The organism is Streptomyces sp. NPDC007863, assembly GCF_040633895.1.
Classification (GTDB): Bacteria; Actinomycetota; Actinomycetes; order Streptomycetales; family Streptomycetaceae; genus Streptomyces.
In genome coordinates, this window is sequence record NZ_JBEYEI010000003.1 from 74,399 (window position 1) to 88,473 (window position 14,075).

Here is a 14,075-nt window from a genome sequence, read left to right on the forward strand (position 1 = left end):
CATAGGATGGCCCTCGGTCAAGGCGACTTTCCGGCAGCGCGTCGACGGTGACGGCGGGGGAACGGGGGTGCCACGCATGGCGTGGGACGAGTGGGAGCAGCTCAAGGCCGGCGCGGCGGAGCGCGGCTCCGAACAGATGCGGCTGAACCAGGCGGCCGCCGTGGACGGCGGCGCGTCCGGCGGCTCCGCCGGCGACCTGAGGTCGGACAAGAAGGCCTGGGCCAGGGCGGGCCAGGGCGTCAAGGGCCTGAAGGAGGGCGTCGGCAAGGGACTGACGGCGCTGTCGGACGGCCAGGCGGGCCTGGGCGACGGCGCGAACGTCCAGAGCGCGGCGGCCCAGAAGGAGCTGTTCGAGTCCTGGAAGAAGTACCTCGGCGACGTGAACGCCCGGTGCGAGGCGCTCGGCGGGCTCCTGGAGGGCGCCGGCCACGACCTCGCCAAGTCCGACGAGGCGGTCCTGGCCGATCTGAACCGGCTCAAGGCGGGCTACGAGGACACCGAGGCCCTCGGCGGCCAGGCGAAGGGGAACTGACCGGACATGGACCTCGCGACGCTGAAGGCCTTCAAGCCCGCGGAGTACGAGCAGGCGGCGGACGGCTACCGCACGGCCGGTGACCAGGCGAGCACCGCCAAGGACGCCCTCGACAACCAGATCGCCGCGGGCATGCGGAAGGACCGCCTCGAGGGCGCGGCGGCGACCGCCGCCCTGGCGGAGCTCAAGGAGCTGTCGAAGAACTTCCACTACGCGCAGACCGAGTGCGGCCTGGTCAGCACCGCGCTGAACGGCTTCGCCTTCGACATGGCGGCGGCGAAGCGGAAGCTGGACACCGCCCTGGAGGACGCCGCCGCGAACGGCTGCACGGTGAACGCCGACGGCTCGGTGTCGTACCCGGCGGGACGCAAGCCCGGCGAGGAGAAGGACGCCCCGGGCGGCTCGGTGAGCGGGAGCGCCGGCGGCACCGAGACGTCCGACGCGATCGAGCGCCAGTCGGTCAACATCCACCCGAACCCCCACTACGGCAAGGCCATGGGGTACGCGAACCGGATCGCCGACGCGCTGAAGGAGGCCGGCGACGCCGACGCGAAGTGGGCGCCCAGGCTGCGCTCGCTCAAGGCCGACGACGACCTGAAGGTCTCCGACCGCGACTGGACCGACGTCCAGTCGGACACCGGCGGCGTCCGCGAGGCGGGCAAGGGCTACCTCGACTCCCTGCCGGACGCCCCGAAGAGCGGCGACCCGAAGGAGAACGCGGCCTGGTGGAAGGGGCTGACGCCCGACGAGCAGTCCGCCTACATGTCGCTGAACGCGGCACAGGTCGGCGCGCTTGACGGGCTGCCCTCCGCCACCCGCGACGAGGCCAACCGGATCGTCTTCGCGGAGAAGCGGGCGGAGCTCGAACTCCGCCTCGCCGCGATCCCCCCGGAGCCGCAGAAGGTCCTCTACAACAGCACCTACCCGTACCGGAACCCGGAGTGGACGGTGTGGAACGAGAAGTACGGCGACGAGCTCAAGTCCGTCACCGACAACCTCAAGGGCACCCGCGCCATCCAGGCCCGCTTCGACGCCACCGGCAAGGACGGCCTGCCGGAGGCGTACCTGCTGGGCTACGACACCAAGGGCGGCGGCCGGGCCGTCGTCGCCAACGGCAACCCCGACATCGCCGACCACACCGCCGTCTTCGTGCCCGGCACGTACACCAACATCACGGAGAGCGAGAAGTACATCCACCACATGAGCGAGATGTGGAAGGAGACCAACGCCAAGGTCCCCGGCCAGAACGTCTCGACCATCACCTGGATCGGCTACGACGCCCCGCAGAGCATCGTCCCCGAGGCGATGAAGGAGCACTACGCCCACACGGCGGCCCCCGACCTGAACCGCTTCATGTCGGGCCTGGAGCACGTCCAGGGCGGCGACGACAAGAGCCACACCACGCTCATCGGCCACAGCTACGGGTCCACGGTCGTGGGCGCGGCCTCCAACGGGGGCGACCTGCGCACCGACGACATCATCGCCGTCGGCAGCCCCGGCATGCTCGTCGAGTACGCCAAGGAGCTCGACGTCGAGGAGGGCCACGTCTGGTCCCAGGCGGGCGGCGTCATGGACGACCAGGTGCCCCTCGGCGGCAAGTTCGCCGGCCTCGGCCGGAACTCCGACTGGTGGCAGGACCTGCTGCCGTTCGGCTCGGTCTGGGGGCAGAACGTGCCGTCCGACGACAGCTTCGGCGCCAATAAGATGGCCCACGACTCCGGGAGCCACACCGACTACTGGCAGGACGGCTCGCTGAGCATCCAGAACCAGGCGTCGGTGGTCGCCGGACAGTACGACAAGGTGCAACGTGAATGACATCGTGACCGACAACGTGACCGACAGACGGAATGCGGTCGGCAGGCGTGCCGTCTCCGGCCCGAGGGCGCTGGCCCTCGCGGCCGCCATCGCGTCGCTCGCGGCGCTGACTGTGGGGTGTTCGGACGTGAAGGAACTCGACTACACGCCGGTGCGGATGGATCCCGACCCGGCCCGTACGAAGGCGCGGGAGGTCTCCAGCCGCCTCCTGGAGCTGACCGGGGTCAAGGGCAAGGTCACCGAACCGGGCCCGAGCGTCTCGCGCTGCTCCGAGTACGGCGAGGACCTGTTCTCCACCTCGCACCCCTGGTCGGTGTACGCCCTCACCGACGCCCAGGTCGACAGCGGCATGCAGAACCTGCGCACGAAGCTCGGCGAGCACGGCTGGAAGATCACCAAGGACGGCAAGGCGAACTCCCAGGCCCAGGACCCGGAGATCTACGCCGAGAACAAGACCGAGCAGTTCGCCGTGCACGTCGTCGCGATGAAGGACGGAGGCAACCAGACCATGCTCAACTTCAAGGTCGTCTCCGCCTGCTACCGCGCGGCCTCCGCCGCCGCTCTCGACGGCGAGTACTGACGGCGGCTAGAGGGCGCCGATGTTGCGCCAGAACTGCGTCGTGTACGAGGTCTGGCAGGCGTAGCCGATGATGAACGTGCTCGACGTCAGGCACTGCCCGTTGCTCACGTTCTTCAGCTGCCGTCCGGCCGACGTCGACGTGCCGTACTTCCAGGACTGGTTGCTCGCGCCGTTGCAGGTCGCGGTGGAGGCGTCGATGGCGCTGGTGAACTGGAGGCACTTCCCGGACTTCCTGTTCACCAGAAGGAAGGTGCCGTTGCCGTTGGACCGGTACGTCCAGGAGTAGGCGGTCGTCTCGGGCTTGGAGCCGCACGCCATCGCGGTGACCACGACGGCGTACCCCTGGTCGTTCTCCGCCAGGCAGTTCCCGCTGGTCGCGTTCTCCAGCGAGTACGTCCCCGAGGGCCCCGAACCGCCCCCGCCGGACGTCGGCGGCGGCTTGGGCGCGGTCGTGGTGGGGCGGGGCGCGGTGGTCGTCGTCCCGCCGGACGATCCTCCCGAGGTCGAACCACCGGAGGTCGAGCCACCGGACGTGGTCGAGGACCCTCCCGACGAGCCGCCGGAGGTCGAGCCTCCCGAGGTGGAGCCTCCGGACGTGCCGCCCGAGGACCCGCCGGAGGTCGTCGTGCCGCCCCCGCCGGTCGTGGACGAGCCGCCGGAGACGCTGCCGCCGCCGTCCGCCGGAGGCGGCGGGGCGTTCGGGGGCAGGGGGCTGCCGGGCGGCGGGACGGAGGTCGCGGACGCCGAGGCCGGCGCGGACCCGGACGCGGAGCCGGAGGGCTTCGCGGACGTGGACGGCCCCGCGCCGGCGACGGCCCCGGAAGGCTGCGGCCCCGCCGGGGAGAGCACGGCGGTGGGCGAGGCGGAGGGCCGCCCGTCCGCACCGGCCTTGCCGATCTCGTACGGCCCCAGGGTCAGCGTCAGCGTCGTCCCGGTGGTGATCACGACGGGCACGGCCAGCATGACGAGCCGGTTGCGCCGCTTGCGTTCCTTGCCGCCCGCCTGCGTCCCCGCGAGCACGTACGCGGGATCCGTCGCCGGGGTCTGCGGGGTCAGCGGGGCCGTGTCCACGTCCTTGGACGGGTCGGCGGCCTCCAGCTCGGCCAGCGCCTCCGCCGTCGGCGCGCCGGCCGCGAAGGCGGTCCGCTCGGCGATCCGGGCGGCGACCGCCTCCGGCCACGCGACGCCCGCCGCGCGCGCGTCCGCGTGCCCGACGAGCTCGGTGGCCGTCGGCCGGTCCGCCGGGTCCTTGGCGAGACACGTACGGACCAGGTCGGCGAGGTCCGGGTCGACGTCAGGGAGCCGCCCGAAGTCCGGCTCGCCGTGCACCACCCGGTACAGCAGGTCGTGCCCGGAGCCGTCCCCGAACGGCGGCCGCCCGTTCGCCGCGTACAGGACGAGGCTGCCGAGCGCGAAGACGTCCGCCGCGCCCGTCAGCACCTTGTCCGCGACGGCCTGCTCGGGCGCCATGTAGGCGGGCGTCCCGATGATCATGCCGGTCTTGGTCAGCCGGCTCTGGTCCGCCGCGCGCGCCACGCCGAAGTCGATGAGCGAGAGCCCGTCCCCGGTGAGCATCACGTTCGACGGTTTCAGGTCCCGGTGCACCATCTCCGCCGCGTGCACCGTCCGCAGCCCCGCCGCCGCCTCCCGCAGCAGCCGCCACAGCGCGTCCACCGGCAGCGGCCCGCCGTTGAGCCGCAGCGCGTCGTTGAGCGTCACGCCCGGGATGAACTCGGTCGCGAACCACGGCGGCTTCGCCAGCCGGTCGCTCGCCAGCAGCTTCGTGCTCGCCCCGCCGGGCAGCCGCGCCAGGTTGTCCAGCTCGTGCCCGAAGTGGCTGAGGAAGTCCTTGTCCTCCGCGAGCGAAGGCAGGACCCTCTTCACGGCCGCGTACGTCCCCGGGACCGCGCCCAGGTACACGCGGCCCATCCCGCCGGAGCCGAGCACCCCGAGCAGGCGGAACGCGCCGATGCGGCGCGGGTCGTCCGCGTCGAGCGGTATCGCACCGCTCCCGGCCAAACTAGAGTCGTTTTCCAATTCCCCCTGCATGGGCCACAGAGTAGCCCAGTGCGATCAGCATCTGAATCGGCGTCAAGGCGTTGTTACGGGGCTGTGGTTGAAGGTCCTGTGAAGGGGCGCCCCGGACGCCCGGAGTTCTTCCCTCCGCCACCGCCGCCCCCGACCCTGAACCCATGCGACCCGCGCCCGGCGACATCGTCTACGCCTACCGCAAGACGAAACCGCCCTCCCGCCGCCTCTTCAGCATCCGCCTCGGCCTCCAGCACCCCGTCCTGCGCCTGAACCCCATGTCCGTCACCGACGAGCACGGCAACGACTGGATCGAGGTCCTCCCCGTCCCGCGCGGCGTCCTCGACACCCGCCTCGACCCGGACGCGGTCGCCCTGATCCCCGTCGTGGACGTCGTCAGCTACAAGGAGACCCTCCCGGAGGAGCTGCTGGACGTCGTCCTCGACACCCTGGACACCGGAAAGCCCCCCTGGCCGACGCTCAGGGAGGCTCTCGGAAGGGGCGGCGACGCTACGCCCGCGAAGTGACCTCGACGAACGCGGCCCACGCCGCCGGGGCGACGGCGAGCTGGGGGCCGTGGGGGACCTTGGAGTCACGGACGTGGATGGTGGTGGGGTGAGCGGCGACTTCTACGCACTCGCCGCCTTCGGAGCTGCTGTAGCTGGACTTGCGCCAGTGGTAGGCGACTTCGATGCAGTTGCCGCCCTCAGGGCCGCTGTAGCTGCTCTTGAACCAGGCAAGATCCGCGGTGCTCATCGTTCTCCCAGCAGTTTCTCGATCCAGGTCAGGGACTCTCGCTTGGTGAGTGCCTGCGAGCGCAGGATTCCATAACGCTCGGAGTGCTGGCGAACCTCTTCTGGATCGGTGATTAGCCGGGGATGCCCATAGAGCTCGGTGTACGCGACCTCCCGCCGCCCCGGGGGCGTCAGAAGGGTGAACGCCCCTCCCAGGTAAGGGTGCTCCTCGCTTTCGAGCGGCAGAATCTGGAGTTCGACGGTCCGCCGCTGGCCGATTTCCAGGATGCGTTGCAACTGCTCCCTGTGGACCTCCCGACCGCCGAATGGGCGCAATAGAACGGCCGCTTCCAGCAGGAAGGTAAGTGTCGGTGCGGGCCAGCGCTCGAAGAGCGCCTGGCGCGAGATGCGGTCGGCGAGGCGCTTCTCGATGGTCTGCTCGTCCAGCATGGGGCGGCTGCGCTCAAACAGCGAGCGCGCGTACGCAGGCGTCTGAAGAATGCCCGGCACCGCCTGCACCTCGTAGTAGTGCGCCGCTACGGCCCGCGCCTCCTCCTTCGCGAAGCTCTGGAACCAGTCCGGGTGCCGCACCCGCGCCCGCGACAGGGCTCTCTCCGTGTCCTCCACCGCCGCCGTCAGCACCCCCGTACCCCCCAGCGCGCTGTCCGCCAGCATCAGGAAGTCCGGCTGCGGGGTCCGTACGCCGCGCTCGATCGCGGAGATCAGGTCCTCGCTGCAGTGTGTGATCGAGGCGAGCTGCGCCTGGCTCAGGCCCGCGTTCGTGCGCAGGACCTTGATGATCTTTCCCAGCGCCTTGAACAAGTGCGCCGTACCGTCTGCTTCGGAGGGCTTCTCCGGCCGCTCCTCGTGTTTCCCCGACATCCGTACCGCCCTCTTGGCGTACCCGTACAGTTACCCAGCGTCGTGGCGTCGCTGCTGTTCAGCGTAGGTCGCGGGCCCCACTCTCGGAGTCATGAAGCCCGAAATCACCACTCCAACAAGTGAGTACGCGCCGGAGTTCGCGCTCCGTCTGACGCCCACGCCCCGGGGCGCGCGCCTGGCCCGGCTGCTGGCGGCGCACCAGCTGCGGGCGTGGGGGCTCGCGGGGCCCGCAGTGGAGGCGGCGGAGCTGGTGGTGGCCGAGCTGGCGAACAACGCGGTGCAGCACGGGCGGGTGCCGGGACGGGACTTCGAGCTGCGGATGGAGCGGGAGGGTGAGCACGTCCGGGTGGAGCTGTCGGACGCGCGGGGCGAGTGCCGGCCGTTACCGTCCCGGGAGCCGGACGAGGGTGGCTACGGGCTGCTGCTCGTGGCCACCCTCGCGACGGCGTGGGGCGTCAGGGACCGGACGGTCGGCAAGACGGTCTGGGCGACGGTCCCGCGTCAGTAGATGTGCACGGTGTCCAGGCCGGTGTAGCTGTACAGGGCCTTCCGGCCGGCGAACGGCGCCAGGCGGTTGCCCGTGCCGGTGTAGAGGTAGGGCTCGCCGTCGTAGGGCTTGATGCCGACGAGGTCGGCGTACCCGTCCCGGTCCAGGTCGCCGAAGCCGGTGACGTGGTCGTACGTCTGCCAGCCGCCGCCGATCCGGGTGCGGGCGGTGAAGGTGCCGTCGCCCTTGCCGAGGTAGAGCCAGAGGACGCCGTCCTTGTCGCGGGCGACGAGGTCTCCGGCGGCGGCTCCGGCGACGTTGCCGACGGCGGCGAGGTCGTTGTAGATCTGCCAGCCGCTGCCGACCTTCGCCCGCTTGGCGAAGGGCGCGGAGGCGGAGCCGGTGCCCTTGTACAGCCACAGGACGCCGGCCTTGTCGGTGGCGAGGAGGTCGGTGCGGCCGTCGCCGGTGAGGTCGGCGGCGCTGGTGATCCGGTCGTAGGTCTGCCAGCCGCCGCCGACCTGCACCCGCTTCGTGAAGCCCGTGCCCGTGCCCTGGTAGAGCCAGAGGACGCCGTCCTTGTCGCGGGCGACGAGGTCGGAGTTCGGGGCGCCGGCGAGGTTGCCGGTGGTGACGATCCGGTCGTAGACGTTCCAGCCGCCGCTGCCGAGAAGCAGGGGGGCGTAGGCGGAGCTGGTCCAGGCACCGATGGGGTCGGAGGGCTCGTGGGCCCACAACCGGCCGTCGTCGGTACGCCGGACCAGGTCCGGGACGCCGTTGTCGTTGTAGTCGTGGGGGACGGCGGCACGCTTGACGGTGAAGGTGCCGGTGGCCTCCGCGGCAGGGCCGATGCGGTTAGACGGGTCGGCCGTCAGGTGCCAGGTGTAGGCGCCGTTGGGGGCGGGGGAGCTGTGCGTCGTGAAGGGCTCGGCCAAGTCGCCGTTCCATGTGTGCGTCTTCGAGCCCGGGGCCGTCCCGCTGAGCGGGTACCAGTTCATCGAGCGACCGGTGGCCGTGTGGGTCACGGTCACCTGGGTGTAGGCGTGGCCGCCGTTGCTGAGATTCCAGGTGAAGGTCGGGATCTTGTCCTGGTCGAGGTCGATCACGTCCGGTACCTCGTGGCCCATCAGCGTGAGCGCGGTGGGCCGGCCGGTGGTCGCCACCTGGACGGCCGCCGGGACACCGGTGTCCCGGTCGATGCCGACCCGGTAGACGCCCTCACCGTGGGCGACGGTGCCGCCCTGGGCGAGGAAGGACCCGTCGGGACCCGGTGCCGCCCGCGTGAAGGTGTCGAGGACCTTGACGGTCTTGTCGTCGGTCAGGGACCGGGCAGTGAGGGCGTGCAGCGGGTTCGGCACGTACCCATCGAAGGCGCCGCCCCTGCCGTACAGCACCCAGCCGTCGAGCAGGGCGACCCGGAGGCCCCTCGCGTCCCTCAGCGGGATGCGCAGGGCCTCGTCGGGGGTACCGCCCCGGGGCATGACGACCACGGTGGCGGTGGAGTCGGTCGGCGTCTCGACCCAGGCGAGGTGCGTCGGCGAGACGGCGACGCTGTTGGCCGTGTACGCGGGCGTCACGTCCTCGACGCTCGCGCGCCGCTCGACGTCGACCACGGCGAGATGGGAGGCGACCGTCGTGTCGGCCGGGTCCGCGTACCGCACCAGGACCGTGCCGGGGGAGTCCACGACGACGGAGGTGATGTTCGCGCCCTCGGGGAACCCGGTGATCTTCTCGGCGCGCAGCCCGGTCGCCGTCCGGGTGACGAGGTGCAGTTCCTCGCCGCCCTCGGGGTCGGTCCAGATCGCGACGGCGGAGGACGCGCTGACGGCCCGCCCCGTCTGGTAACCCGGCTGGAGGTGGTCGAGGGTCATGACCACGGGCGCGCCGTCGCCGCTCATGTCCCGGATGGTGAGGACCCTGCTGTCGACCTGGGTGAGCAGGTCGGTCCGCCCGGTCGGATAGTAGGTCGCGGTGCCGGGAAGCGGGACGGTGACCCCGTCCGCGTACCGCGTCCACGAGGAGGTGACGTGGCCGTCGGCGGAGTACAGCGTCAGGAACCCGGAGGGCCCGGAGGCGGCAAGGTACCCGCCGTCCTTGATCAGCGGGACCGTCGCCGGGTCGGCGGTGGGTGCCGTCACCGCCGTCGGGACGGCCGCGACCGCCGGGGCGGTCAGGGCGCCGCCGGTCACCGCGAGGACGACGGCGACGATCGCGCCGAGACGGCGGGGCGCGGTGGATCTGGGGTGGGCCAACGAAGGATGCCTCTCAGGGGGAGGGGGAGGAGGAAGGGGCGGGGGAGGGGTCAGGAGAGCTGGTCGCCGGTTCCCACCGAGGCGATGAACTGCCTGGCGGCCAACGGGACCGTCCTGTCGCCGGTGCCCCGGTAGAGGGCGAGGCCGCTGCGCGAGGTGTCGGGCTCCGGGTTGGGGGCCGCCGACTTCGCGACGAGGTCGTTGCGGCCGTCGCCGTCCACGTCCCCGACGCCGAGGATCTGCTCGTACGCCTGCCAGCCGGAGCCGATGAGGGTGCGGGCGGTGAAGGTGCCGTCGCCCTTGCCGAGGTACAGCCACAGGGCTCCGGCGGTGTCGCGGGCGACGAGGTCGCCGCCGGTGGCGCCCGCGAGATCGCCGGTGGCGACGATCTCGGTGTAGACCTGCCAGCCGCCGCCGATCTGCTTCTTGGGCTGGAACGGCGCCTTGGCGTCGCCGGTGGAGGCGTAGAGCCAGAGGACGCCGGCCTTGTCGGTGGCGAGGAGGTCGGCGCGGCCGTCGCCGGTCAGGTCGGAGCCGCCGGTGAGCTTGTCGTACACCTGCCAGCCGCCGCCGATCTGGGTGCGCGCGGCGAAGGGCGCCGTGTGGGTGCCCTTGCCCGCGTAGAACCAGAGCATGCCGGTGCCGTCGCGGGCGACGAGGTCGCCGTTGCCGGTGCCGGCGATGTCGCCGGTCGCGGCGATGCGGTCGTACACCTGCCAGCCGGGGCCGATGGGGAGGGAGTACGGGTCGTACTGCGGGACCGGCTGCCCCTCGCCCGGGTGCAGGCTCCAGAGCTGCCGCAGGTCGTTCGAGCTGAGGTAGCCGGTGCCGTCGCGGCCGAGCACGTCCGGCGAGCCGTTGCCGTCGACGTCGTGCGGGCGGGGCGCGCGGGTCAGGGTGAAGGTGCCGGTGCGCTCGACGGCCGGGCCGATGCCGTTGGCGGGCTCGGCGCGCATCGTCCAGGTGTAGGCGCCGTTGTAGGCCGGCATGCCGTCGTCGTACAGGCCGTTCCAGTCGAGCGGGAAGTCGGTCACGCCCGTGCCGGGCGCGAGGGCCGTGAGCTGCACGGTCCGGCCGGACGCCGTGTGCTTCAGCGTCAGCGAGGCGTGCGCGTTGAACCGGCTGAGCGTCCAGCCGGCCGTCAGCCTGCCACCCGCGAGGTCGAAGTCGAAGGTGCCGGTCGGCGGCAGGGTCTCCTTCACGACGGTGAGGGCGGTCGGCAGACCGGAGGTGCGGACGAGGGTGGCGGCGGGCTTGCCGGTGGCCGCGTCGAGGGCGATCCGGTACAGGCCTTCGCCCTGGGCCAGGGTGCCGCCGAGCGCGAGGAGCGAGCCGTCGGCGTCGGGGACGACGGAACCGACGTGATCGAGGAGGCGGAACGTTTCGCCGGTCGTCGCCGAGCGGACGGCCAGCGGGTGGAGCACGCTCGGGGAGAGCGCGGTGCCGCCGCCGGCGTTGGCGTACGCCAGCCAGTCGCCGAGCGCCCGGAAGGTGGTGCTCGTCGTGTCGCCCGGCGAAGGCAGCGGCACGGTCTGACGCCCGCCCGTCTTCCGGTCCGCGACGACCTGCCGGCGGTTCACGGAGGAGTACGGGTCCTCCACCCAGGTCACGTGGGTGGGTGTCAGGGCGACGCCCCCGACCTGCCTGTTGGGTGCCGTGGTGTACGACTCCGTGAGCGCTCCGGTGGCCGGGTCCACCAGGGAGAGGGGCCACGTGGCGTAGTCGGACGAGACGTGGAGCAGGGCGAGCGCCCCCGGCCGGGGCGAGTAGTTGTAGCGGACGACGTTGCCGTCCGGCACGGCGACCTTGCGGTCGACGACCTGGCCGTCCTCCAGGGAGACCAGGTGGAACGGATCGGCGCCGTCCTGTACGTCCTTCTTCATCAGGAGCGTCCGGCCGACGACCCGCTGGAGCACGTACGGGGCGGCCTCCGTGCCGAGCGCGGACGTGTCGATCACGACGGGCTCCGTCGCCCCGCTCATGTCGGTGAGCGTGTACACCGCCCCGTCCCGGGACACCACGACGTCCGTGCCGGGGCTGCCCCAGCGGGTCCCGGCGGGGAGCGTCGTCGTGACGCCGTCGGCGTGCCGCGTCCACCGGTGGACGACGCCGGTGCCCGTGCCGGTACGGGTGAGCATGCCGGTCGCGCCCGCGCTGACGAGCTCCGAGTCCGCGGGGACGGTCAGCGACGGGGTCGTCTCGGAGGCGGCGGCCGCGGCGGCCTGCGGCGGCGCCGCGAACGCGGGGGCCGTCAGGCCGCCGGCGGTGACGGCGAGGACGAGGGCGACGGTGGTGGCGAGCGAACGGTTCAACGGAGACTTCCTCCACGGGAGTTGCGGGTGTGACGGAAGACGACACGCCACGCCCGCATGACTCACGAGGGGGCCCGAGGGTTGTACGCCGGACCCGACGAACAGGAAGTCTGTCAGGTCCGAGGGTTCCGCGACCTTCTCAGAAGACCAGCCCGTTCTCGTCGTTGAAGGTGTTCGGGGTGCCCAGCTTCCGCCTCGGGGCGAAGGGGGTGCGCGCGTCGCCCGTGCCCTTGTAGTAGGAGAGCGACCAGCCCCGGTACAGCACCTTCCCGTCGACGAGCAGGTCGGCGCGGCCGTCCCGGTCGGCGTCGCCGATGCCGATGATCTCGTCGTACTCCTGCCAGCCGCCGCCGATCCGGGTGCGGGCGGTGAAGGTGCCGTCGCCCTTGCCGAGGTACAGCCAGAGGACGCCGCCCTTGTCGCGGGCGACGAGGTCGCCGCCGCGGGCTCCGGCGATGTTTCCGGTGGCGGTGATCCGGTCGTACGCCTGCCAGCCGCCGCCGATCCGCACGCGGGGCGCGAAGGGCTTCGTGGCGCTGCCGGTGGAGCGGTAGAGCCACAGGACGCCGGTCTTGTCGGTGGCGACGAGGTCGGCGCGGCCGTCGCCGGTCAGGTCGGAGCCGGCGGTGAGCTTGTCGTACGTCTGCCAGCCGCCGCCGACCTGGACCCGGCGGGCGAGCGAGGTGCCGGTGCCCTGGTAGAACCAGAGGACGCCGGAGCGGTCGCGGCCCACCACGTCGGCGAAGCGGGAGCCGGCGACGTCGCCGGTGGAGACGACGCGGTCGTAGGTGTTCCAGCCGCCGCCGTGGTCGGTCCGCTCGGACAGGTCGGTGAACTGGCTGAGGATCTGCCGGAAGTCGTACGACAGCAGCCGGCCCTCGTCGTTGCGCACCAGGAGGTCCGGGGCGCCGCTGTCCGAGTAGTCGTGCGGGGCGGTGCCGCTGTCGACGGTGAAGGAGCCGGTGCGCACCAGGTCGGGGCCGATGCCGTTGCGGGGCTTGGCGATCAGCTTCCAGGTGTAGGCGCCGTTGCGGGCCGCAGAGTAGTCGTCGAAGGCGCCGTCCCAGGAGGTGACGTAGCGCGATGTCGGAGATCCCTGGGCGTAGTCCACGGGGGAGGTCCACCGCCGGCCGCTCGCCTGGTGCGTGAGCTCGGCGTGCACCAGCGCGTTGCCGCGGTTCATGTACCAGATCATGACCGGCTGCGGGGCGTTCGTGCGGAAGCTCAGGGTGGCGGGGATCTCCTGGCCGGTCAGCTCCAGCGCGGTGCCCACGCCGCTGCTCGCGCGGAGCGTCGCGACCGGACGGCCGTCCGCGCCGGGGGCGATCCGGTAGACGCCCTCGCCGTGCGCGAGGGTCCCGCCCTGGACCGTGTCGGAGCCGTAGTGGGCGACCTTCGTGCTGTCCATGACCTTGACGGGGGTGCCGCCCGCGAGCGGGCGGGCCATCATCGCGTACAGCGGGTTCGGCTCGGTGGCGGCGGCTCCGCCGGTCAGGGTGTACGTGACCCAGTCGCCGGTCAACCCGATCTGGAGACCGGGGGCCGTGCCGGTGACGGGGGTCCGGACCGTGGCGGTCTCGCCGCGGCGGGCCGAGACGACGGTCAGCCGCCCCTGGGCGTCCTTCTCGTACCAGGCCACGTGGGTGGCGGAGGCGCTGACGCTCCCGGCGGAGGCGGGCACGGCGCGGTCGTCCGCGATCGTGCCGGTGGCCAGGTCGACGACGACGAGGCGCTTCCGGAGCGTCCCGTCGACCGTGTGGGTGTACCCGAGGGCGAAGACGTCGGGCACGGACTGGTTGTAGGAGACGAAGTCGGCGTCCGCGGGCAGGCCGGCGACCTCGTGGTCGACGAGTTTGCCGCCGCCGTCGACGGAGACCAGGTGCAGGCTCGTGCCCCCGGAGGCTTCCTCGACCGCCAGGAGGAGGGTCTTCCCGGCCGCCCTGAGGAGGTCGGAGGCGGGGCCGAGGGACGAGGTGTCGACGGCGACGGGCGCGGCGCCCGTCGCCATGTCGCGCAGCTCGTAGGAGGTGGGGCCGTTCTGCTTCACGACGATGTCGCTGCCGACGGAGCCCCGGTACGTGCCCGCCGGCAGCTCGACGGTGCCGCCGTCCGCGTACCGGGTCCAGGTGAAGCGGTCGGGCGCCTGCTCGTGGACGGTCAGGAAGCCGGACGGGCCGCCGCCGCGCAGGGTTCCGCGCTCGGGCACGCGCACGGCCTGCTCCTGGGGCAGGTCCGCGGTCGCCGACGGGCCGGTCGCGGCCGGCGCCGCCACGGCGGGGGCGACGGAGGCGCCGCCGGCCGTCACGGCGAGCACGAGGGCCACGGCGGTGGCGACCCGACGGGAGCGGGACGTGCGGGGGGCGTGGACGGCACGGGTCGTACGAGCGGTACGGGCAGTACGGGCGTTACGGGACAACGGAGACGTTCCTCCCCAAGAGCGCGGGCGTGGCGCG

General features: G+C 72.3%; 11 protein-coding genes. 5 read left to right on the forward strand and 6 right to left on the reverse strand.

Translation table 11 applies throughout. The features are described from left to right. Window positions 1-76 precede the first annotated feature (76 nt). From ABZ621_RS05415 to ABZ621_RS05425, 3 genes are read left to right on the forward strand one after another with little or no spacing between them, the layout of a single operon-like run. Entirely contained in the window at window positions 77-532 is a 456-nt protein-coding gene (locus tag ABZ621_RS05415; RefSeq protein ID WP_360600964.1) for a hypothetical protein, read from the forward strand. 6 nt (window positions 533-538) lie between these two features. Beyond that, window positions 539-2,347 carry an alpha/beta hydrolase gene (locus ABZ621_RS05420; protein WP_360600966.1) on the forward strand — a complete coding sequence of 603 codons (1,809 nt, stop codon included), beginning with the start codon at window positions 539-541 and terminating at the stop codon, window positions 2,345-2,347. Then, complete coding sequence (locus ABZ621_RS05425; RefSeq protein WP_360600968.1) at window positions 2,340-2,927, forward strand: hypothetical protein; 588 nt, start codon at window positions 2,340-2,342, stop codon at window positions 2,925-2,927. Before ABZ621_RS05420 ends, ABZ621_RS05425 begins: the two co-directional genes overlap by 8 nt. A 6-nt stretch (window positions 2,928-2,933) precedes the next feature. Here the strand turns inward: ABZ621_RS05425 and ABZ621_RS05430 are convergent, their stop codons facing one another. After that, the gene (locus tag ABZ621_RS05430) at window positions 2,934-4,976 is read right to left on the reverse strand and encodes a protein kinase (RefSeq protein WP_360600970.1); all 2,043 of its coding nucleotides are present in this window, start codon (window positions 4,974-4,976) and stop codon (window positions 2,934-2,936) included. Between the two features lie 143 nt (window positions 4,977-5,119). On the opposite strand from ABZ621_RS05430, the gene ABZ621_RS05435 reads away from it, so the two are divergent. Then, window positions 5,120-5,482: a hypothetical protein gene (locus ABZ621_RS05435; RefSeq protein ID WP_360600972.1), complete on the forward strand. Its 363-nt coding sequence runs from the start codon at window positions 5,120-5,122 to the stop codon at window positions 5,480-5,482. On the opposite strand, the gene ABZ621_RS05440 is transcribed toward ABZ621_RS05435, so the two are convergent. Both ABZ621_RS05440 and ABZ621_RS05445 read right to left on the reverse strand, forming a co-directional pair. After that, entirely contained in the window at window positions 5,466-5,711 is a 246-nt protein-coding gene (locus ABZ621_RS05440) for a DUF397 domain-containing protein (protein ID WP_360600974.1), read from the reverse strand. The genes ABZ621_RS05435 and ABZ621_RS05440 overlap by 17 nt on opposite strands. Further along, a complete protein-coding gene (locus ABZ621_RS05445) occupies window positions 5,708-6,571 on the reverse strand; it encodes a helix-turn-helix transcriptional regulator (protein WP_360600976.1) in 864 nt (287 codons plus the stop codon). Before ABZ621_RS05445 ends, ABZ621_RS05440 begins: the two co-directional genes overlap by 4 nt. Before the next feature lie 91 nt (window positions 6,572-6,662). Here ABZ621_RS05445 and ABZ621_RS05450 point away from each other — a divergent pair, with 91 nt between their 5' ends. Beyond that, the gene (locus ABZ621_RS05450; RefSeq protein ID WP_360600978.1) at window positions 6,663-7,079 is read left to right on the forward strand and encodes an ATP-binding protein; all 417 of its coding nucleotides are present in this window, start codon (window positions 6,663-6,665) and stop codon (window positions 7,077-7,079) included. Here ABZ621_RS05450 and ABZ621_RS05455 read toward each other — a convergent pair. From ABZ621_RS05455 to ABZ621_RS05465, 3 genes are all read right to left on the reverse strand, one after another. Continuing rightward, window positions 7,073-9,310, reverse strand: a complete 2,238-nt coding sequence (locus tag ABZ621_RS05455; protein ID WP_360600980.1) for a VCBS repeat-containing protein — start codon at window positions 9,308-9,310, stop codon at window positions 7,073-7,075. The genes ABZ621_RS05450 and ABZ621_RS05455 overlap by 7 nt on opposite strands. A gap of 50 nt (window positions 9,311-9,360) precedes the next feature. Next, window positions 9,361-11,622 (reverse strand): VCBS repeat-containing protein, encoded by a 2,262-nt coding sequence (locus tag ABZ621_RS05460; protein ID WP_360600982.1) that lies wholly within the window; start codon window positions 11,620-11,622, stop codon window positions 9,361-9,363. 139 nt (window positions 11,623-11,761) lie between these two features. Further along, entirely contained in the window at window positions 11,762-14,038 is a 2,277-nt protein-coding gene (locus ABZ621_RS05465; protein ID WP_360600984.1) for a VCBS repeat-containing protein, read from the reverse strand. Between the last annotated feature and the right edge of the window lie 37 nt (window positions 14,039-14,075).

What these genes read in the sequence shown, in the direction of transcription:
- ABZ621_RS05415 (WP_360600964.1), top strand. Translation starts at nt 77, where the DNA reads ATGGCGTGGGACGAGTGGGAGCAGCTCAAGGCCGGCGCGGCGGAGCGC.
- ABZ621_RS05420 (WP_360600966.1), top strand. Translation starts at nt 539, where the DNA reads ATGGACCTCGCGACGCTGAAGGCCTTCAAGCCCGCGGAGTACGAGCAG.
- ABZ621_RS05430 (WP_360600970.1), bottom strand. Translation starts at nt 4,976, where the DNA reads ATGCAGGGGGAATTGGAAAACGACTCTAGTTTGGCCGGGAGCGGTGCG.
- ABZ621_RS05435 (WP_360600972.1), top strand. Translation starts at nt 5,120, where the DNA reads ATGCGACCCGCGCCCGGCGACATCGTCTACGCCTACCGCAAGACGAAA.
- ABZ621_RS05440 (WP_360600974.1), bottom strand. Translation starts at nt 5,711, where the DNA reads ATGAGCACCGCGGATCTTGCCTGGTTCAAGAGCAGCTACAGCGGCCCT.
- ABZ621_RS05445 (WP_360600976.1), bottom strand. Translation starts at nt 6,571, where the DNA reads ATGTCGGGGAAACACGAGGAGCGGCCGGAGAAGCCCTCCGAAGCAGAC.
- ABZ621_RS05450 (WP_360600978.1), top strand. Translation starts at nt 6,663, where the DNA reads ATGAAGCCCGAAATCACCACTCCAACAAGTGAGTACGCGCCGGAGTTC.